Annotated in this window: 12 protein-coding genes and 5 pseudogenes; 9 read left to right on the forward strand and 8 right to left on the reverse strand. The window is 68.8% G+C overall.

The annotated features are described in order from the left end of the window. Positions 1 to 104: 104 nt before the first annotated feature. Positions 105 to 1,220 (reverse strand): ABC transporter substrate-binding protein, encoded by a 1,116-nt coding sequence (locus GTY58_RS05260; protein WP_010982409.1) that lies wholly within the window; start codon positions 1,218 to 1,220, stop codon positions 105 to 107. A gap of 180 nt (positions 1,221 to 1,400) precedes the next feature. Further along, positions 1,401 to 2,414 carry a LacI family DNA-binding transcriptional regulator gene (locus GTY58_RS05265; RefSeq protein ID WP_010982410.1) on the reverse strand — a complete coding sequence of 338 codons (1,014 nt, stop codon included), beginning with the start codon at positions 2,412 to 2,414 and terminating at the stop codon, positions 1,401 to 1,403. Positions 2,415 to 2,667: 253 nt separating this feature from the next. Here GTY58_RS05265 and GTY58_RS05270 point away from each other — a divergent pair, with 253 nt between their 5' ends. The 3 genes and pseudogenes from GTY58_RS05270 to GTY58_RS05280 all read left to right on the forward strand — a co-directional run. Further along, on the forward strand, positions 2,668 to 5,247 hold the full coding sequence (locus GTY58_RS05270; RefSeq protein WP_042492754.1) for a glycoside hydrolase family 2: 2,580 nt from the start codon (positions 2,668 to 2,670) through the stop codon (positions 5,245 to 5,247). A 387-nt stretch (positions 5,248 to 5,634) separates the two neighbouring features. Further along, on the forward strand, positions 5,635 to 6,456 hold the full coding sequence (locus GTY58_RS05275) for an alpha/beta hydrolase (protein ID WP_010982412.1): 822 nt from the start codon (positions 5,635 to 5,637) through the stop codon (positions 6,454 to 6,456). 89 nt (positions 6,457 to 6,545) lie between these two features. Then, positions 6,546 to 6,662: pseudogene (locus GTY58_RS05280) on the forward strand (DUF1348 family protein); the annotation flags it as partial. Here GTY58_RS05280 and GTY58_RS05285 read toward each other — a convergent pair. After that, positions 6,656 to 6,847 (reverse strand): hypothetical protein, encoded by a 192-nt coding sequence (locus tag GTY58_RS05285; RefSeq protein WP_037652674.1) that lies wholly within the window; start codon positions 6,845 to 6,847, stop codon positions 6,656 to 6,658. The pseudogene GTY58_RS05280 and the gene GTY58_RS05285 sit on opposite strands and share 7 nt — an antisense overlap. After that, complete coding sequence (locus GTY58_RS05290) at positions 6,844 to 8,550, reverse strand: serine/threonine-protein kinase (RefSeq protein ID WP_010982413.1); 1,707 nt, start codon at positions 8,548 to 8,550, stop codon at positions 6,844 to 6,846. The genes GTY58_RS05285 and GTY58_RS05290 overlap by 4 nt, the downstream gene beginning before the upstream one ends. A 62-nt stretch (positions 8,551 to 8,612) precedes the next feature. Here GTY58_RS05290 and GTY58_RS05295 point away from each other — a divergent pair. Both GTY58_RS05295 and GTY58_RS05300 read left to right on the forward strand, forming a co-directional pair. Beyond that, a pseudogene (locus tag GTY58_RS05295) lies at positions 8,613 to 8,978 on the forward strand (cyclic nucleotide-binding domain-containing protein); the annotation flags it as partial. Positions 8,979 to 9,031: 53 nt separating this feature from the next. Next, complete coding sequence (locus tag GTY58_RS05300; RefSeq protein ID WP_010981725.1) at positions 9,032 to 10,306, forward strand: IS701-like element ISSav4 family transposase; 1,275 nt, start codon at positions 9,032 to 9,034, stop codon at positions 10,304 to 10,306. Between the two features lie 99 nt (positions 10,307 to 10,405). On the opposite strand, the pseudogene GTY58_RS05305 reads toward GTY58_RS05300, so the two are convergent. Together GTY58_RS05305 and GTY58_RS05310 are read right to left on the reverse strand one after the other, a co-directional pair. Next, positions 10,406 to 11,424, reverse strand: a pseudogene (locus GTY58_RS05305) (IS481 family transposase). Beyond that, the gene (locus GTY58_RS05310; protein WP_010982417.1) at positions 11,421 to 12,062 is read right to left on the reverse strand and encodes a membrane protein; all 642 of its coding nucleotides are present in this window, start codon (positions 12,060 to 12,062) and stop codon (positions 11,421 to 11,423) included. Before GTY58_RS05310 ends, GTY58_RS05305 begins: the two are co-directional and overlap by 4 nt. 130 nt (positions 12,063 to 12,192) lie before the next feature. On the opposite strand from GTY58_RS05310, the gene GTY58_RS05315 reads away from it, so the two are divergent. The 4 genes and pseudogenes from GTY58_RS05315 (at position 12,193) to GTY58_RS05325 (ending at position 16,052) form a co-directional block, all read left to right on the forward strand. Then, a complete protein-coding gene (locus GTY58_RS05315) occupies positions 12,193 to 13,584 on the forward strand; it encodes a PLP-dependent aminotransferase family protein (protein ID WP_010982418.1) in 1,392 nt (463 codons plus the stop codon). Between the two features lie 25 nt (positions 13,585 to 13,609). Continuing rightward, positions 13,610 to 14,397 (forward strand): annotated as a pseudogene (locus tag GTY58_RS05320) (family 2B encapsulin nanocompartment shell protein); the annotation flags it as partial. Positions 14,398 to 14,413: 16 nt separating this feature from the next. Beyond that, positions 14,414 to 15,091: pseudogene (locus GTY58_RS40490) on the forward strand (cyclase); the annotation flags it as partial. A gap of 64 nt (positions 15,092 to 15,155) precedes the next feature. After that, positions 15,156 to 16,052 (forward strand): geranyl diphosphate 2-C-methyltransferase, encoded by an 897-nt coding sequence (locus tag GTY58_RS05325; protein ID WP_171033250.1) that lies wholly within the window; start codon positions 15,156 to 15,158, stop codon positions 16,050 to 16,052. Positions 16,053 to 16,142: 90 nt separating this feature from the next. Here the strand turns inward: GTY58_RS05325 and GTY58_RS05330 are convergent, their stop codons facing one another. Both GTY58_RS05330 and GTY58_RS05335 read right to left on the reverse strand, forming a co-directional pair. Beyond that, positions 16,143 to 18,956, reverse strand: a complete 2,814-nt coding sequence (locus GTY58_RS05330; protein ID WP_010982422.1) for a DUF5682 family protein — start codon at positions 18,954 to 18,956, stop codon at positions 16,143 to 16,145. Next, positions 18,953 to 20,065, reverse strand: a complete 1,113-nt coding sequence (locus GTY58_RS05335) for an AAA family ATPase (RefSeq protein WP_037650305.1) — start codon at positions 20,063 to 20,065, stop codon at positions 18,953 to 18,955. Before GTY58_RS05335 ends, GTY58_RS05330 begins: the two co-directional genes overlap by 4 nt. Between the last annotated feature and the right edge of the window lie 7 nt (positions 20,066 to 20,072).

Below are 20,072 nucleotides of genomic sequence, written 5' to 3' on the forward strand. Positions count from 1 at the left end.
GCTGACCTCCTGGGACTCGTTGCGTCGAGGCCGGTGCGGCGGGCCGATGGCGCCGGCCGCTGCCTGCCCGGGCGGACGTGTGGATGTCGGTACGCCCCTGGATGTCAGTACGCCTTGCCGATGTCGGACGTGGCGTTGCCCTTGGTGTAGGCGCTGTCCTGGATGACGATGTCCTGGCCGACCTTGGCGCCCTTGGTGAACGAGTCGAGGGTCTGGAAGGCGAGCGGGCCGAAGCGGGGGTTGGACTCGATGACGCCGTCGATCCAGCCGTCCACGATGCCCTGGACTGCGTTGCGCGTGCCGTCCACGGTGACGATCTTGACGTCGCCGGGCTTCTTGCCCGCGCTCTTGAGAGCGTTGACGGCACCGAGGCCCATCTCGTCGTTCTCGGCGTAGACGCCGGTGATACCGGGCTTGGACTGGATGAGGTTCTCGGTGACCGACTGGCCCTTCTCCCGGGCGAATTCACCGGTCTGCCTGAACACGATCTTCAGGCCGGGGGCCTTCTCCTGGAGGCGGTCCTCGAAGCCCTTGGTGCGTTCGGTCGTCACGTTGTTGCCGGCGGCGCCGAGCAGGATGGCCACCTCGCCCTTGCCGCCCGTCGCCTTGATCATCTCGTCCGCGGCGCGCTTGCCCTGCTCGGTGAAGTCGGAGCCGATGAAGCTCACATAGTCCGTGCAGGGGGTTGCGTTGATCTTTCGGTCGACGGTGACGATCGGGATCTTCTTGGCCGCGGCCTGGCGCAGTACCGGCTCCCAGCCGTCGGAGTTGAGCGGGGCGATGACGAGCAGGTCGGCGCCCTTGGCGATGAGGTCCTGGACGTCGCTGATCTGCTTGGAGAACTGCGACTGGGCGTTGGCGGTGAGCAGCTTGACGCCGCGCTTGCCGGCCTCGGCCTTGAGGGAGGCGGTCTCCGCGATGCGGAACGGGTTGGCCTCCTTCTCGGACTGGGAGAAGCCGACCGTGGCGGTCTTCAGATCGAGCTTCTTGCCGCCGAACGTGGCGATGTCACAGGTCTTGCTGTCGGCCCCGGGAGTCGCGACGACCTGACTGGAATCGCCCCCGGCGGCAGAGCTGTTGCTGCCGGAGGCATCACTCTCGGACTTGGTGCACCCGGTGCACAACGCGAGGCCGGCGACCAGGCCGGCGGCAAGCAGAGACGTGGCTGACGTACGGCGAGACATGGCTGGCATACGGCGAAAGGCAGAGTTCGACTTCATGAAATCCCCATAACGGCACGGCCTGGCGCAATGAAGGCGCTCGCGAGTGGGTCATTGCAGACGTCTGCGCGGTGATGCTGGGGAGTTTTTACATCGTTGGAAGGTGGCTGTAAACCCTTCGCGCAACGGCACCTGACGCAACGGATCCAAGGTTCCCGGCCGTCGTCCTGCCGCACGTGATCAGCGGCGGCCCAGGGTGCTCTCGCGCTCCACCAGCCGGAATGCGGCGGTGAGTTCGCGCCCGCCGTCCGCGCTCTCGCGGCGGAGCGAGCGCAGCAGCGACTCCACCGCAAGCCGTGCGATGGCCTGCTTGTCCGGGGCGATCGTGGTGAGGGTGACGGCTCCGTACCGGCTCTCGGTGATGTCGTCGAAGCCGACCACCGCCACGTCCCACGGAACCCGCAGTCCGCGCTCGGACAGCACCCGCATCGCCCCGATCGCCACCAGGTCGTTGTAGGCGAACACGGCGTCCGGGCGCACTCCGGCGTCCAGCATGCGCGCCATGGCCTCGGCCCCGTCGGAGCGGTCCCAGCCGCCGGTCGGGCCGACGAGCTGCTCCGGCGTCGGCACGCCGGCCGCCGAAAGCTCCTCTTGCCAGCCCTGAAGCCGCAGGTGGGCGGGGCGGTTGGCGGAGTCGGTGCGCGCGCCGAGGTAGGCGATACGGGTCCGGCCGCGGCCCAGCAGGTGCCGCACCGCGGTGCGGGCCGCGGCGACGTTGTCGATCGCGATGTGGTCGTAGGGCAGGTCGTACTCCCGCTCACCGAGCAGCACCAGGGGCACGTCGGCCGCCCGCCCGCGCAGGTCTTCCGCCTCCAGCTCCAGGGGGCTGAGGATCAGACCGTCGATGACACCGGCCCGGAAGCCCTGGCTGACCAGGATCTCCCGTTCCCGTTCACCGCGGGTGTGGTCGAGCAGCACGGTGAGGTCCTGCTCGGCGGCCGCGTCGATGACGGCCGCCGCGAGCTCGGCGAAGTAGGGGTTTCCCAGCTCGGGCACGGCCAGCGCGATGATGCCGGTACGGCCCTTGCGCAGGTGCCGTGCCGTCAGGTTCGGCCGGTAGCCGAGCTCGTCGATGGCCTGCTGGACACGGGCCCGCATCCCCGGAGTGACGTGCTGATAGTTGTTCACCACGTTCGAGACGGTCTTGATCGAAACACCTGCGCGCTCCGCTACGTCCTTCAGACTCACCCGCACGAGATCTCCTCCGTATCGATGCGCACCTGGTGACCAGGGTGTCCGCCGGGGCGCTTGTCATGACCCTGGACAGCGGGCCGTGGCCGTGCTGTCATGCCAACGGCCGCCTCTTCCAACGTTGTACAGCTCGTTCTACCGACTGCGACGAAGAACCGCCACCCATCCTCAGCGAGGAGGATTTGTGCAGCATCCACGTCAGGGACCCCCATCTCGCCACACCCGACGAAGCCTCGGCAGATCGCTGGCCCTCACCATGACAGCCGTCCTCGGCGCGGCAGGCCTGGCCCTGTCCCCCGCCGCCTCCGCCGACAGCGGCCCCACGACCGCCGACCCGACCGAGGCCCACGGGCTCAAGGGCGAGTACTACACTCAATCCGCGCCCGGAGCTTTCGACTTCGCCGAGCTGAAGGCCACCGGCTTCGATCCCGGGCTCGACTTCGACTCGCTCGAGTCCCGTCTCTCGGCGGCCACAGGCCGGGCCGACGACGTCTCCGTCCGCTGGACCGGCGAGGTCGTCCCCGAGAAGTCGGGCCCCACCACCTTCTCGATCACCGGCGACAACGGCTTCCGGCTCTGGGTCGACGGAAAGCTCACCATCGACCACTGGGTCGACGACTGGGACAGGGAACAGACCTCGCAGCCCGTCGATCTGACGGCCGGCCGGGCCTACGACATCAAGGTCGAGTACTTCGAGCACTTCGGCGGCTCCAACCTCCACCTGCGCTGGACACCACCGGGCGGCAGCAAGTCCGCCGTGCCCCAGTCGGCGTTCCGCCTACCCGACGGGTTCGACTACAACGGCGCCCTCTCGGCGACCGTCCTCGGTGACGGGCGCACCGTTCGTCTGGACTTCCCGCAGGCCCTCGCCTCCGCCCCCGCCACGGTGCTCGACCACCTCACGGTCACCAGCGGCGGCAAGTGGCCCCTGAGTTCCGTCAAGACCGACCCGTCCGACGCCCGGGCGCTCCTCGTCGGCCTCGGCGAACCCGTCGTCGGCAACAAGGCCGGTACGGCCAAGGGCGGCGTCAACGTCACCTACGACGGCAAGGGCGCCCTGGCCGACACCAGCGGCACACCGGTCAAGGCCTTCTGGTCCAGCGGACCCAACAAGTCGACCTACGAACTGCGCACCAAGTGGGCCGACCAGGTGGGCCCCAAGAACGCCCTGCCCGAGTATCCGCGTCCCCAGCTGACCCGCAAGGCCTGGCAGAACCTCAACGGGACCTGGCAGTTCGCCGGCGCCAAGGCCGGCGAGGAGCCGCCCACCGGCAGGACTCTCGCCGAGAGGATCCTGGTGCCGTATCCGGTCGAGTCACAGCTCTCGGGCATCGAGCGCCATGAGGACCGCATGTGGTACCGGCGCACCTTCACCGTCCCGGCCGACTGGAAGGTCGGCCACGGCAAGCGGCTGCGGCTCAACTTCGGAGCCGTCGACTGGCAGTCCGAGGTGTACGTGAACGGCACCAAGGTCGCCGAACACAAGGGCGGCTACGACAAGTTCAGCGCCGATGTCACCGACGCGCTGAAGCCGGGGCGCACCCAGGAACTCATCGTCGGTGTCTACGATCCCACCGACGCGCAGGGCGGCGAGAACCCGCCCCTGGGCAAGCAGCGTCTCGACCCCAGCGGTATCTGGTACACCCCGTCCTCCGGCATCTGGCAGACGGTCTGGATGGAGCCGGTCGCAGCCGACCACGTCGACACGCTCAAGCTCACTCCCGACGTCGAAACGAGCACCCTCACCGTCGAGCCGAAGGGGGTACGCGACGGCCTCGCCGTGACCGCGACGGCGTACGACGGGAAGAAGAAGGTCGCAACGGTCCGGGGACGCACCGGCACACCCCTCACGCTCAAGCTCGCCGAGCCCCGTCTGTGGTCTCCCGACGACCCCTTCCTCTACGACCTCAAGGTCGACGTCGGCGCCGACCGCGTCGGCAGCTACTTCGGGATGCGCTCCATCGCCGTGGAGAAGGTCGACGGAACACCGCGCACCGTCCTCAACGGCAAGCCCGTCTTCATGATGGCCACGCTCGACCAGGGTTTCTGGCCCGACGGCCTGCACACCGCGCCGACCGACGACGCCCTTGCCCACGATCTGAAGATGCACAAGCAGATGGGCTTCAACTCCGTGCGCAAGCACATCAAGGTGGAGCCCGACCGCTGGTTCTACTGGGCGGACAGGCTCGGACTCCTGGTGTGGCAGGACATGCCCGCGATGACCGCCGGGGTGAACCCGAACGCCGCCTCCCGCGCCGAGTACGAGCGCGAGATGAAGCAGCTGATCGACGAGCACATCAGCAGCCCCTCGGTCGTCATGTGGGTGACCTTCAACGAGGGCTGGGGCCAGTACGACGAGGCCCGCATCGCCGACCAGGCCAAGGCGTGGGACCCGACCCGGCTGGTCAACAGCATGTCGGGGCTCAACCTCGGGGTTGACGGCGGCACCGGCGACGTCATGGACGAGCACGGCTACCCCAGCCCCGCGCTGCCGCCGCACCCCGACGGCAGACGGGCCCTGGTCAGCGGCGAGTACGGCGGCCTCGGCCTGGGAGTTCCCGGACACGCCTGGTCGGTGCAGATGTCGTACGTGGATGTCGACCCCGCCGCGTACACCGACACGTATCTGGCCCGGCTCGACGAGGTTCGCAGGCTTGCCTGCCGGGGCGGCAATGGAGCCGTCTACACCCAGATCTCCGACGTGGAGGGCGAGCTCAACGGCCTGATGACCTACGACCGCAAGATCGTCAAGCCTGATGTGCAGCGGCTCAGGACCGCGCACGAGGCACTGATCGAGGCAGTGGCGCAGTCCACGCTCCCGTGCGCCACGTCCTGACCCCCTGACGGCGCCGGGCGACGGTCCGCCTGCCCGCTCCCCTTCCGGCGCGGGCGGGCGGGCCGTCGGCCCCACCCGCACGAGCGGACCCTCCGCAGGGCTCTTCACCGCCGTCGCGGCAGCGCGCGGACGGTGGGAGGTGGCCGTGACCGGCGCTGTGGCGCGCAGGGCTCTTCCGTCTTATGGTCGAATGGTTCACCGCACATCTCCGGCGCGGCACCGCTCGCGTCCGCGTAGCGCTCGCGAGCCGGGAGGCGCTGTCCGTACGCCGCTGTCGACCGGACGAGACAGTCGCATTGAATACGACCGCTCACGGCTGTCGTGAGCCGCGGCGGACTGCGTCTCTTTCGTTCTGCGCCAACAGCGGTCAGAGGGAAGACCGGCACCATGGGCACTTTTACCACCGATGACGGCACAGAGATTTTCTACAAGGACTGGGGCAGCGGACCGCCCGTCGTGTTCAGCCACGGCTGGCCGCTCAACGCCGACGCCTGGGACGTTCAACTGCGTCTGGTGGCCGAGAACGGCTATCGCGCGGTTGCCCACGACCGCCGTGGGCACGGCCGCTCGGGCCAGCCGTGGAACGGCAACCACATGGACACCTACGCCGACGACCTCTCGCAGTTGATCGGCGCCCTGGATCTGCGGGACGCGGTTGTCGTCGGCCACTCCACCGGCGGCGGTGAAGTGGCCCGTTACATCGGCCGGCACGGCAGCGGCCGCGTTGCCAAGGCGGTCCTGGTGGGAGCCGTTCCCCCGATCATGCTGAAGACCGACGCCAACCCGGAGGGGCTCCCGATCGAAGCCTTCGACGCCATCCGTGCGGGCGTCCTGAGCAACCGCGCCCAGTACTACTGGGACTTGTCGGATCAGTTCTACGGTTTCAATCGGCCCGGCGCCGAAGGCACGGACGGGGTACGGCGCGCGTTCTGGTTGTGGAGCATGCAGGTGGGACTCAAGGCGGCCTACGACTGCATCGAGCAGTTCTCGGAACAGGATTTCACCGAGGACCTGCGGCGCATCGACGTACCGACCTTCATCGCGCACGGCGACGCCGACCAGATCGTCCCCCTCGTGGCGTCGGCACCCAAATCTGCCGAACTCGTCAAAGACGCGACGTTGAAGGTCTATTCGGGGGCGCCGCACGGTCTGACCGGGGCATACGAGCAGGAATTCAACGCTGACCTGCTGAACTTCATCCGTGGCTAGGCGGCAATGTGAGGGACGACCGGTACAGATCCGCCCGGGGTTCTTCGGCGCCGGCCCCGCTCTCGCGCGGGTCCGGCGTCGCCTGAGGGCTGTCCCTGGCGTACACGCCGGGCTCGCGCTGGCGCAACCGCGCCGAGTTCGTCAACGGCAGTGCGGAGATCGTCGGCTTCCTCACGCGCACGTGGACACGAGAGCCCGACTACCGGCCGGCGGTCGCCGCCCGGACGACCATGCCGGCTTGAGCGATCTCGGCTTCTAGGCCGTTCCGTCCGGAGCGTCCGATCATGGTCCGGCGCGGCGAACTGCCGCCGTCCCGCACGTGCGACGCCGACATCGCGAGTGTGCTGGGCGTCGCCGACGACGTCGTCGGCGTCACCACCGCGGCCGTCATCCGGCGGCCGGCATCACCTTGGTCACCTTGCCTTGCGTGTCGGCCTCCAGGTAGCCGCCCTCCCGGTAGTCGTTGCTCAGATAGACCGCCATGCCCGCAGGAGTGCCGAATACGTTGTCCGGCTGCCGGACCAGCAGGTAGCGGGCCGTCGGCTTCTCGACCTTCAGCGCCCTCTCCGCACGGGCGAGCAGCGCGGGAACCATGTCCCACTGGAAATTCTTCAGACTCACCGGCTGTCGGCCACCCGCCAGCGTGCCCTTGATGATGCCCTTTTCCACGCCGCGGTCGACACGGTAGGTGTAGGTGTCGTAGCGGGTACGGCTGCCCTCGACCATGACCGACGCCGAGACATGGTCCGGGTAGACGGAGAAGTCACCGAAGCTGTCCCGTCCGGTCTCCTTCTCGATGGCCTTGATCGAGGCCCGGATGCCGGCCGGGGTGAGCAGGTCGGTGGTCTCGCTGTCCGACTCCTGGTCCGTCGGCTTCTGTGTCACGGTCGTGGGCGCTGCCGGGGCGTGCTCCGTTTCGCGGGAGGCCCCGGGCGACGCCGCGGCTCCGTCCTGGCCTCCGGGCAGCGTCCGCCAGACCAGCCCGCCCACGAGCGACGCACCGGCGACGGAGGCCACCACGATGAGCCGTGCCCGTCCCGGCCGACGGGTGACCGTACGCGTTCCGAGACGGTCGGCGTCGGACCCCAGTGGTGGACGCGGGTCCGGTACGGCGTCCCGTGGTTCCCGCGCCGGCCGCCTCAGGTGGTCCCTCGGGTTCCGCGACGCTCCGACAAGCCCGGATTCCGTGGTCGCGGGCGGCGGTGCCGGGACCGGGGGTGCGAGTGGGTAGGACGTGGGCTCGGCCCCGGGACCGGCTTCCGCCACGGCGGCGAGCATCCGGTCGAAGGCCTCGGCGTCCGGCCGCGCTGCGGGGTCACGCACGAGCACTCGCGTGAGTACCGGCGTCAACGGACCGGCCTTCACGGGGTGCGGTACGTCGTCGTGGAGCACCGCGGCAAGCGTGGCCAGCGTCGTCCCCCGGCGCAGCGGATGGTGCCCCTCGACAGCGACGTACAGCATCATCGCCAGCGACCACAGGTCCGCACCGGGGCCACCCCGATCGCCCGTGACGCGCTCCGGCGCCATGTAGTCGGGCGTGCCGATGATCGATCCCGTGGCGGTCAGAGTGGTGGACTCGCGGATCGCGGCGATCCCGAAGTCCGTGAGCACCGGACTGCCATCGGGGCGCAGCAGCACGTTGGCGGGTTTCACGTCGCGGTGCTGCACTCCTGCGGCGTGCGCCGCACGCAGGGCTGCGAGCACTCCGCGCCCGATGTGCGCGGCCTCCGCCGGGGTCATCGGCCCACGAGCGAGCCGGTCGGCCAGCGACCCGCCGCCGACGAGTTCCATGACGATCCATGGGTAGGTGCCCTCGCCGCCGTCGACGATGTGGTGGATCGTCACCACGTTCGGATGTTCGACCCTGGCCAGGGCACGAGCCTCGCGCAGGACCCGTTCGCGCAGCAGGTGCGCGCCGTCCGGGTCGTACTCGGCGAAGTCCACGTCCGGCGGCCGTACTTCCTTGACGGCCACGCTCCGGTGCAGCAGCAGATCACGGGCCCGCCACACGGTGCCCATCCCGCCGCCCCCGAGCCGGGCCTCCAGTTCGAAGCGGTTGTCCACGACCCGTCTGCCGGTCTCCCCCTCACCCATACGCAGGAGCTTAAGGGGCACTGTCGAGCCCCGGGCCTCCAGGGGGCCCCGCGGCGAACGCAAGCATCACCGAACTGCCGGTCCTGCGCGGCTACTCCGACACGGCTGTGCTCAAGGAGATCGCCACCCGTTTCCGTACCCGGGAGGTGCGGAGCGGGCAGGTCCTCTTCGAGGCCGGGCAGCCCGTCACGGAGGCATATGTGATCGCCCACGGCCGGTTCACCCGCTACACCGCCGGCAAGTACGGCGAGGAGGAAACCATCGGGGTCGTCACCGACGGCGACCAGATGGGCGACGAGGCCATCGGCCAGTCGGACCCTCTGTGGCTGAGCTCGGTCCGGGCCGAGACGGCGGGCGTGGTGCTCGTGCTCCCCTGGGACGTCGTCACGGAGTTCACCGAGCGGGTGCCGTCCCTCGCGGCGCACCTAGTAGGGCTCCGTTAGGTCTGTCTCGCGGTCCTGTTTGGGGGCATGTTGAAGGTGTGGATGCACATGAAGTGAACCGTGCTCGGGCGACGTTGGCATTATTCGTGGCTGACGTGTTCGCGTCGGTGCCGCGTAAGGACCAGCGGGCGAAGGGCGACTGCTATCTGCGGGGGCTGATGCTGGACGGACGGCGTAAGTCGATCCAGCCGATGGCAGAGCGGCTGCCGGATGGCAACGAGCAGAACCTGCAGCAGTTCGTGAACCAGTCGACCTGGGATCCGGTGCCGGTGCGGCGGCGGATCGCGGAGCGGATGGTGGCGCAGATCGGCCCGGATGCCTGGGCGGTCGATGACGTGTCGTTCCCCAAGGACGGCAAGATGTCGGTCGCGGTCGCGCACCAGTACTGCGGGGCGCTGGGCAAGCAGGCCAACTGCCAGGTCGCGGTGAGCGTGCACGCGGTCTCCGACACTGCCTCCTGCCCGCTGCAGTGGCGGTTGTTCGTGCCCCAGGAGTGGGCGCACGACGCGCCACGGCGGCAGAAGACCGGGATACCGCCAGAGGTCGGGCACCGGGAGAAGTGGCGCCTGGCTCTGGACATCTTCGACGAGCTGGCCGGGTGGGGGCTGGTGCCGCCGGTGGTGGTGGCCGACGCCGGCTACGGGCAGAACGCCGACTTCCGCGACGGCCTGGACGGCCGGGGCATCGGCTATGTCGCGGCCATCCGCTCGGATGTGACCGTCCATCCGCACGATGCCGAGCCTTTCGCGCCGCCCTGGTCGGGCAACGGCCGCAAGCCCCAGCCCCGCTACCGCGACAAGCCGTCCTCGGTGGCGGCGCTGGCGACCGGCCACGGGCGGCAGGCCTTCACCGAGGTGACCTGGCGGGAAGGCTCCCGCGGACCGATGCGCTCGCATTTCCTGTCCCTGCGGGTGCGGCCGGCCGGGGTCAAATCCCGACGCCTCGCCCAGGCCGCCGCCACAGACGAAAACTGCTGGGACGGTGTCCTGCCCGAGGTCACACTGCTGGTCGAATGGCCCGAAGGCGCCGAGGCGCCCACCGACTACTGGCTGTCCAACCTGCCCGACACGCTCTCCCTCGCCGAACTGGTCCGCCTGGCGAAGATCCGCTGGCGCATCGAGCACGACTACCGCGAACTCAAGCACGGCCTCGGCCTGGACCACTTCGAGGGCCGCTCCTGGACCGGCTGGCACCACCACGTCTCCCTGGTCACCGCCGCCCACGCGTTCCTCACCGAACAGCGTCTGGCCCCAAAAGCCGGTACAGCGGACTCACCCTCTACCAGACCCTCGACGCCATCCAGGACCTGCTGAACTGCTGGAGCGGCACCTGCACCACCTGCCACCGCCCCCTGCCCAAAACATCCACCACCAGCCACAACCCAAGAGCCAGAGCAACCTAACGGAGCCCTACTAGGTGTATGAGGACAGGACGTTGGTGACGGTCATGGGCAGGCGGATTGCCGGTGGCTGGTTTCCAGCTGCCCCGTGTGGGCGGTGGTAGTTGTAGTGGATGTTCCAGACGCGGAGCGCATCTGAGCGTTCTTGCTCGCATTGCCAGCTCCGGGCGTAGAGGAATTCCTCGGCGAGGATGCGGTGGTACCGCTCCACTTTGCCGTTGTGGCGAGGTGTGTATGGGGTGATGCGTTGGTGCCGTGCTCCAAGCAGCGCGCGAGCGAAGGCATCGGCTCGGTAGCAGGCTCCGTTGTCGGTGACGATCCGCTCGATGGTGGTGATGCCATGCGCTGCGAACCAGACGCGAGCGCGGTGCATGAATGCAATGGCGGTGGTGGCCTTCTCGTTTGGCAGTGCCTCGGTGTAGGCCAGACGCGAAAAGCCGTCGATGGCGGAGTGCAGGTAGATGTAGCCGCGACGGCCGGTTCGGCGTTTCTGCCGTTCTGCAGATTTGGCCTGCGTGCTTCCGCGGCCGTGGACTCGCCAGCCTCCGCCATCGGGGATGCGGCCGGCTTTCTTGACGTCGATGTGCACCATGTGACCCGGGCGGTGGGCGATGATCTGCCGCGCTGTGCGGTTGGACTCCCCGTCCGGATCGATGAACCGACGGCGACTCAGCCCGAGCTGTTCCAGATGTCGCGTGATGGTCCGGCGACTGATCTGGATGCCCTGGGCCGAGAGTTCGAAGGTGATGCGTGCTGCGGACCACTTGTGTTCCCGGCGCAGCCGCTCGATTTGCTCCACTACCGCGCCGGCGTGGCTGTCGGTTGGTGGCGAGGCGCGGAGGACCGGTCGTGCAGGCCAAGTTCACCGTAGCGGCGGAACCGGTTTACCCATTTCGACGCGCACGCTCTTGAGATCCCCATCTCCGCGGCCACGTGGGCGATCGGGCGCGACTTACAGCGTTCGACGAGGCGGCGCCGGCCTTCAACAGACAGCGGGGCGTTGCGGTGAAGCGACGGTCTCTTCCCGGTCATCGGGTGTGCCGTGTGGGTGCAGAGACAGCAGGAAGGTGAACCGCTACCAGCGGCAGGAAGCAGCCTACGAGGGGCCCCATGCACAGTGCGATAAGCACAGTGCCGACCCCGACGGTTCCACCCAGAAGCCAGCCGACGCAGGCAACAGCGACTTCGATGCCGGTGCGCACAAGGGCGACGGGCAGGTGGGTGAGCCGAACGAGTCCGGTCATGATGCCGTCGCGTGGTCCCGACCCAAACTGCGCGCCGAGGTAGAGCGCGTCAAAGAATGCCAGAGCGACAAGGCCGAGGGCGAGATATCCGATCTCGGCGAGTGGCCCCTGTGGGTTGGGGAGCACAGTCGCGGTGGCATCTGCGGCGAAGCCGACGATCGCGACGTTGAGGAGCGTGCCAAGCCCGGGCAGTTCTCGCAGGGGGATCCATGCAATAAGCACAAGCAGCGAGATCAGGTTTGTCGCCCAACCGAACGAGATATCGAGGGATTTGGCGGTGCCTTCTGTGAGCACGTTCCAGCTGGCTGCGCCAAGCCCGGACTGGACGAGCAGCATGACGGAGGCCCCGTATCCCATCAAGCCGAGCAGGAGCTGGGGGATCCGACGTGCCTTTCCGGCCGCCCGGACCTGGGCGAATGCGTTCATGTGCGGTAGTACGGGTGGGTCGTGACGAGCCGGGACGGAGGTGTGCGTCGTGGAAGCGGGAGGTGCCATATGGCGAGTCTCTTGGCCATCTGGTCCTGGATTCCATAGCCAGATTGGCTAGGCTGGTTCGGTGAAAATCAGCTCGCACGCGGTAGCGGGGATGTTGGGGACCTGGCAGGAGGGGCCGGGGCCGGCGCATCAACGTCTCTCCGACAGGCTGCGTCTGCTCATCCTGGATGGACGCCTCTTTCTTGGTGCGGCCCTGCCGAGTGAGCGTGACCTGGCTGTCGCGCTCGGCACCAGCAGGACCACCGTCGGTACCGCGTTCCGCACGCTGGTCGAGCACGGATACCTCGCCACACAGGCGCGTACCAGGGCGACGGTACGACTGCCTGATGACACCACTCCCGAGCACTTGGTCGGCACGGACGCAGAGACCATCGACCTGTCTTTTGCCGCGCCGGCTGCGCCCGTAGAAATCCTCCACGCCGCGTTCGCGACGGCTCTCGAACAGCTGCCACGTCATTTCGAGCGGCACGGCTACGACCGATACGGCACCGCTGAGCTGCGCGAAGCAGTCGCCCGATGGTATCAGCGGAGAGGACTGCCCACCCGGCCCGATCACATCCTGATCACCAACGGCGCGCAGCACGCTCTAGCGCTTCTGACGCGCGTACTCCTGTCGCCACGCGACAAAGTCCTCATCGACCATCCGACCTACCCGCACGCGATCACGACGTTCACTCAAGCGCGCGCCCGTCTTCTACCCGTCGCCGTGACGTCTTCCGGCTGGGACACCGAGCAACTCCAAGCAGCAGGGCAAGCCGCGAATCTGGCCTACCTGATACCTGACTTTCACAACCCGACCGGGATGTGCATGCCCACGAGCGTGCGCCAACAGCTCAGGCTCGCGTGTCCCACTGTCGTCGACGAGACGATGACCGATCTGGCTCTGGACGTTCCGAGCCCCGAACCCCTCGCGCTGCACATGCCGACGGCCATCAGCATCGGCTCCGTGTCCAAGAGCGTCTGGGGCGGCCTACGCACAGGCTGGATTCGCGCGCTGCCCTCTCTCCTGGAACGTGTCGAACAAGCCCGTCCCACCACAGACCTCGGCACCCCCGTCGTAGAACAGCTCGCCACAGCCGTCCTCCTGAACGAGCACCAGACCCAGCGGCCCGACACGCTCCAGCAACTCAGATCGCAACGTGACGCCCTGTGGCAAGCACTCACCGAACACCTACCGAACGTCCACGCCCCGCAGCCAGCTGGCGGCGTGACGCTATGGGCAGCCTTCCCCGGGCCCGTCAGCTCGCGGCTGGCAGCCATGGCGCCTGACCACGGAGTGACCATCGCGGCCGGCCCACGATTCGGGATCGGAGGCGCGTTCGAACGCAACATCCGACTGCCGTACACGCTCCCTTCGAGTCAACTAGCCCAGGCAATCCGCAGACTCGCGCAGGCAGCACAGGCACTCGCACAAGGCGCTACCGGTACTCACACCCTCGCGCCCATCGCATGAGCGTCAACAACGTCATGACGCGCAACACCTAGATGCCTATGCCGAGCGGCAGCGACGGCCCATGAACCGCAAGGGCGAGGCCGACGTCCCGGTGCAGGCCGGTCACGTGGGCGAGCCGTCCTTGAACGGCGGCTTCGTCGACTACGACCTCGCCCCGCGCGAATACGAGTTGTCCCTCACCCAGACCGTGCTGCGCGTACACACCCGGGTCGCGGATCTCTACAACGAGCCGATGAACCAGACCGAGCAGCAACTCCGCCTGACCATCGAGGAGATCCGCGAGCGCCAGGAGTGGGAGCTCCTCAACAACCGCGAATTCGGGCTGCTGCACAACGCCGACTACGGCCAGCGCATCAGCACGTTCACCGGCCCGCCCACTCCGGACGATCTCGACGAGCTGCTCTGCATGCGCCGCAAGACCCGGCTCTTCCTCGCCCACCCGAAGGCCATCGCGGCCTTCTTCCGGCAGTGCAACCGGCGCGGCCTGGTGCCCGGCACCGCGAACATCGACGGGCACGAGCTGCCCGCCGGCGCGGCGTCCCGTTGCTCCCCTGCGGCAAGATCCCGGTCACCCCGCAGCACACCAGCAGCATCATCGCGCTGCGCACCGGGGAGGCCGACCAAGGCGTCATCGGCCTCTATCAGACCGGCATCCCGGAGGAGTACCAGCCCGGTCTGAACGTGCGGTTCATGGGCATCGACACCGCCGCGATCATCCGCTACCTCGTCACCGCCCACTTCTCGCTGGCCATCCTCGTCCCGGACGCGGCGGGGATCCTGGAAAACGTACAGATCGGCCGGACCGCCGAATGACGGGATGGAGCACCGAATGAGCGCGTCACCGCTTCCCGGTACCTCGTTCGCGCCGCCGGGACCGCACGACATCGCCGGCACCGTGCGGGCCCGGCGTGGCGGGGCGATCCCCGGGCTCAGGTATCGGCCGGCGGTCCCCGCCGATCCCGCGAAGGTCGCGGAGACCGATCGCAGGCTGGAGGCATGGGCCCGCCGGCTCGACGTGTTCCCCGAGGCGTGGTTCGGGGATTTCGCGGGGTTCCAGTTCGGCCGGGCCGTGGTGCTCCAGCACCCGGGTGCCGCGGACGTGGAGCGCCTCACCGTCGCCGGCAAACTGCTGCTCGCCGAGAACATCGTCGACGACTGCTACTGCGAGGACCGGGGTGGTTCACCGCGCGGTCTCGGCGGCCGGCTGATCACGGCCCAGTCCGCGATCGACCCCTACCACGGCACTCCCGAGGCGGAGGAGCAGTGGCGGCACGGCATGCAGGCCGACGGGCCGCTGCGCTCGTACCACTGGGCCGTCAAGGACTACGCCACCCTCGCCACGCCCAGCCAGACGGACCGCCTCGTCCACGACATCGCCCGGCTGCACCTGGGGTACCTCGCCGAGGCGGCCTGGGCGGAGACACGCCATGTGCCGCGGGTGTGGGAGTACCTGGTGATGCGGCAGTTCAACAACTTCCGTCCCTGTCTGTCCATCGTCGAGGTGGCATGCCACCAACACCCACCGCTACCACCTGCCGAACTACTGGTAACCACTACTGACAGTACGTCAAATGCACTGCGAGGAGCCACTGTTGACCACCGCCCCCGACGCCGTCACGGCAGCACCGGTACCGACCCAGTCCACGTACCAGTCCCGCGTCGCGGACTACTGGAACGCCGAGGAGAACCCGGTCAACCTCGAACTCGGCAAGATCGACGATCTGTACCACCACCACTACGGGGTCGGGGCCGTCGACTACTCCGTGCTCGACGAGCCCGACCCCTCGCGGCGCCACGAGAGGATCACCGCCGAGCTGCACCGACTGGAACACGCCCAGGCCGAACTGCTGGCCGGCCACCTCAGCCCCCTCTCCCCCGCCGACCGCGTCTTCGACGCCGGCTGCGGTCGCGGCGGCGGCAGCGTCGTGGCGCACCTGCGGTACGGCTGCCACGCCGACGGCGTCACGATCTCCGCCAAGCAGGCCGACTTCGCCAACGAACAGGCCCGCAAGCGGGACATCGGCGACAAGGTGCGCTACCACCACCGCAACATGCTCGACACGGGCCTGCCGACCGGGGCGTTCGCGGCCTCGTGGAACAACGAATCCACCATGTACGTCGAGCTGGAGCTGCTGTTCGCCGAACATGCCAGGCTGCTGCGTCGCGGCGGACGCTGTGCGGTGATCATCGGGTGCTACAACGACACCTACGGGAGGGCCTCACGCGAAGTGTCCCTCATCAACGCCCACTACATCTGCGACATCCATCCACGGTCGGCATACTTCCGGGCCATGGCCCGCAACCGGCTGGTCCCCGTGCACGTCGAGGATCTCACCGGAGCCGCGCTGTCCTACTGGGAGCTGCGCAAGCGGTCCGACCGGCTGGCCACCGGCATCGAGGACTCGTTCCGGACCGCGTACAAGAACGGCAGCTTCCAGTACCTGCTGATCGTGGCCGACCGCGTCTGAGGCCACAGAACGCCGCCCCTGTCCCGCCGCCGCGGCACGACGGCGGACCAGGTGTACGTCCCCCGGGGGAGGGCCACTGTCCGACAGATGTCACGGAGTGGCCAACAGCGACTCCAAGGCCACCGCGGTATCCGGATGACGGCCGATCAGTTGCCCGCCCGCCGGGCCGGGATCGGCTGTCTGCCACGTACCGTCGCAGCCCAGCAGGCTCGCCACCGCGTCGCACGTCGCGGGGTGGGCGGCGAGCAGCGCGACGTTGCGGCCCTCGCCCGCGCGCCCGCCCGGGCGCGCGGTGTCGGGCAACGGCTGGGCCCGCCACGGCGGCACCCACGCGTCCAGCTCCCCCAGCCGGCCGGGGAAGATCCGCCCGGCTTCACGGATCAGGAGCGGGGCGAGCTCCGCGCCGTTGGAGCGCAGGGTGCTGATGAGGGTGGGCAGCCACGGCAGCAGCACCGGGTCCGGCAGGCGTCCGAACGCGTTCGACACTGCCTCCACGACGAGGTCGGCCAGCCCCGGCACCGGTTCCAGCGCGTGCACGAATCCGCTGAGGTAACGCGGATAGGCAGGCACCACCATGGGGTTGTCCAGCAGTTCGTCGCAGCGTGTGCGAAGGTCCGCGCGGGAGAGATGTCCGAGCTGTACCTGAGCCGCCCACAGCAGCGCCACCTTCGACGGCTCCTGCGGATGCGACTGCGCGACGGACAGCTCCAGCTGGGTTCGGTCGCAGCCCAGCGACAGCGCCAGGCTCTCCATGCCGAACAGGAATCCCAGCATCGCCGCGACCTGGCGGACGGTGGCGTCGTCGTCGGTGAACGCCGTCGGCAGCAGGGTGCAGTAGTGCGCGTATCCGGTCTTGACGAAGGACTCGATCCACGGTGGCAGCACCGGCTCGCTGGTGCGGTAGTACGCCAGCAGCCGCCGCACCCGGCGCAGCACCTCCGGTGCGCCGTCGACGCTGCGTTCGGCCGACAGCACCTCGAGGGCGCGGGTGCCCAGCTCGTCGGTGAGGCGGCGGCTGCGCAGGTGCAGCGTCGCGTCCTCGATGGCCTCCAGGACGGTCGCCGTGGTGGCGTGCGGCCCGTACGCCGTGCGGCGCAGGCGCTGCTCCAGGACCTGCTCGATGCTGACACCCTCGTAGCCGAGCTCGATGAGCGCGCGCTGGTGGGTGCCCAGCGCCAGGTCCCACGACTCCTGGATCGGCCGCTCGCCGAGCCGCCGCTCACCCATGATGGGCCGGGCCGTGCCCTGCGGCATCAGGTACCGCAGCATCCACAGCACGTCGGAGCACTGCTCCAGTTGCGGCTGGGAGGATATGTCCAGCAACGCCCGCTGGACGCCGCGCTGCTGCAACTTCAGGTTCAGCGGCGCGAGCCGGTCGTGCACGTCGCGGGCCAGTGGTGGCAGCGCGTCGTAACCGACCTGGCCGATCCGGTCGCCGCCCATCATGATGTCGACGAGGCGGCGCACATCGCGCCGGCCCGGCACGGTGTCCTTCTCGATGCAGGTGACCGCCGCGTCCTGGAAGTCGTACGGCGTGGGTCTGGCCCGATCGCGCATCCCGGCCAGCAGGATGGACGTCTCGAACACCGCGATGGCGTCAGCGGTGGAGGCGAGATAGCCGTTGCGGCGCGCGGCGCGCACGATCTCCACCGACCAGCCGAGCAGTTCGGTCTCGTCGAGCCGGTCCAGGACGGGCGGTCGCCGCAGGAAGCCGGTCAGCTTGTCCGAGTTCGCGGCCGCCGGCACGGGGGCGGCCGCGACCGCGGTCTTCTTGGCCTTCGACGTCTTCGCGCCCGCCTGTCCCGCCAGGCGGAAGGGCTCCACGCGCGTGCGCCTGACGTTCTTCGCCCACACCGTCGCGGCGATCGACACCGAGCCGGAGGCGAGGCCGAACTGCGTCTCGATCGCCGCGTGGCTGGACGGAATGAGGCCGTGCTGCCACCTGGTGGCACTGCGCGGACCGATCTCGAAGGTGTCGGTGCCGTGGACGCCGAACTCCGCGACGCGACTGGCCGCGTGGAAGGCACCGCAGACGTAAAGGCAGTCCGCGGCATCGGTGCCGGTCGCGGCCAGGTGTTCGCGCATCCTGGTCCACATGTAGCGTTCGCGGTCCTCGTCCACGCGCACCCGGTGGGGGTCGCCGGGGGCAAGGCGTCTGAAGAGGCTGCCGATCAGGAGCATGACCTGGCGATAGGTGTCGTGATCGCTGTCGCCGAGGGGCAGTTCGACGTACTGGTGCCACCACTCCGACCAGTGCCGCACCCTGCCGTGGTGCAGCAGGTGTTCCTCCAGTTCGGCGAAGCGCGGCCGCAGGTCGCCGATCTCCACGCCGACCGCGTCGCCGTGCAGTGCGGCCTCCTCCTCGACGGGCGGTGCGTCCGACGCCCCTGGATCGGCGCCGGCCTCGGCGGAGTGCGTCCCGCGCGAGTCCCACTGGAAGACATGGTCCGAGGAACGGTCGACGAGGACCAGTTCGACGCCCGGCGTGTCCAGTGCGTAGGCGATTGCCTGGTACTCGGCCGAGGCCTCGGTGATCGGTGCGACCACCGACAGCGGGGACCAGTCGGCCGGGAAGCCGTCGACCTCGGTCGCGAACGCCTGCACCGCCACCGGCAGTCGGCAGTTGCGCAGTTCGGTCAGCAGGGGCGCCATGTCCTCGCACAACTCCAGGTACACGACCTTCGGCCGCTTCTCCCGCAGGCGGCGTGCCATCGCGAGCGCCGAGGCGGGCGAGTGGTGGCAGACGGGGAAGATCTCCAGTGGCTCGCGCACCGCGCGGTCGACGTCGTCGACGATGCCGAGGAGGATGCCCTCCAGGGCGTCGGGCCCGTCGGAGAACGTCGCGGCGGCCTCCTGCAACTGTCCGCGCAGCTCTTCGAAGGTCTGCCCGTGCGTGCCGCTCATGAGAGGGTGGCGATCGCGTCGCGGCCGCCCTCCAGGAACTCCGGCCAGGATCCGCCCTCTTCCTTGCCGCGCGGCTCGACGACGCCGTGCAGGTACTTGTTGAGGATGGCCAGGTCCTCGGGCTCGCGCCGGGCCAGTGACCCGACGAGCGAGGAGGCCAGCGTGCGGGCGGTCAGGGCGCGCTCGCCGAAGAAGTTGCTGTGCAGGATCGCGTCCTCGAGGACGCCGATCTGTTCGGCGGTGGACAGCGCGGACTCCAGCTTCTCGTCGTCGCTGCCGGCCGCGGCCGCGGAGGCACGCAGGTCGGCGAAGCTCTGCAACAGCACGTCGAGCAGCGTCGGCGGCACGTCCAGCTCGATCTGGTGGCGCCGGAGCAGTTCCTCGGTGCGGAAGCGGACGATCTCCGCCTCGCTCTTCCTGTTCGTCATCACCGGGATGCGTACGAAGTTGAAGCGGCGCTTGAGTGCCGAGGACAGGTCATTGACGCCCCGGTCACGGCTGTTGGCCGTGGCGATGATCGAGAAGCCGGGCTGGGCGAAGACGACGCTGTCGCTGTCCAGTTCGGGAACCGAGACGTATTTCTCGGACAGGATCGAGATCAGCGCGTCCTGAACGTCACTGGTGGAACGGGTGAGTTCCTCGAACCGGCCGATCGCGCCGGTCTCCATCGCCGTCATGATCGGCGAGGGGATCATCGACTCCCGCGACTGGCCCTTGGCGATGACCATGGACACGTTCCAGGAGTATTTGATGTGATCCTCGGTGGTGCCGGCCGTGCCCTGCACGACCAGCGTGGAGTTGCGGCAGATCGCGGCGGACAACAGCTCGGCCAGCCAGCTCTTGCCGGTGCCGGGGTCGCCGATGAGCAGCAGTCCACGGTCGGAGGCCAGCGTGACGATGGAGCGCTCGACGAAACTGCGGTCGCCGAACCACTTCTGCGAGATCTCCCGCTCCAGGCCGTCGGAGCGCTCGGAGCCCAGGATGAACAGGCGGACCATCTTCGGGGACAGGCGCCAGGAGAAGGGCTTGGGGTTGTCGTCGATGGACTCCAGCCAGTCCAGTTCCTCGGCGTACTTGATCTCGGCGGGGGCGCGCAACAGGTCGGACATCACAGGG

The organism is Streptomyces sp. SID5469, assembly GCF_009862865.1.
GTDB lineage: Bacteria > Actinomycetota > Actinomycetes > Streptomycetales > Streptomycetaceae > Streptomyces > Streptomyces avermitilis.